The following is a 338-nucleotide window of genomic DNA, read 5'->3' on the forward strand; positions in this document are numbered from 1 at the left end:
CTTAAGAAACCGCCCGAAAGGAGATTTTTCATGCGCTCTACCGGGCAGTGGAGTGCTGGGAAAGGGAGTTGCAACTGACCGGCCATGTCAAACTGTCCGACTTCTTCCGAGCCTATGGACAGACTGGAAACCTTCCAGCCATTCGAAAGCAGGCCGCAGTTGGGCCGGCGCGAGACCCGAAGCCCGCGCAATCGGCTACGACGCGCACGGTGTAGCGGCTCACATCGTCATACTGCACCTACGCCACACACCGGCCGGACCTGATCCGGCTTTATGAGCATTGGGCTTTGTCAGTTGCCCAAGCGTGATGGCTTTCGCGACGCGGCGCGCCTCAGGAA

1 pseudogene is annotated in these 338 nt (G+C 59.8%); it reads left to right on the plus strand.

The features are described 5' to 3' along the window. Positions 1-23: 23 nt before the first annotated feature. Positions 24-235: pseudogene (locus EOC94_RS33935) on the plus strand (hypothetical protein); the annotation flags it as partial. Positions 236-338: the final 103 nt, after the last annotated feature.

Source organism: Mesorhizobium sp. M6A.T.Ce.TU.016.01.1.1 (assembly GCF_003997065.1).
Classification (GTDB): domain Bacteria; phylum Pseudomonadota; class Alphaproteobacteria; order Rhizobiales; family Rhizobiaceae; genus Mesorhizobium; species Mesorhizobium mediterraneum.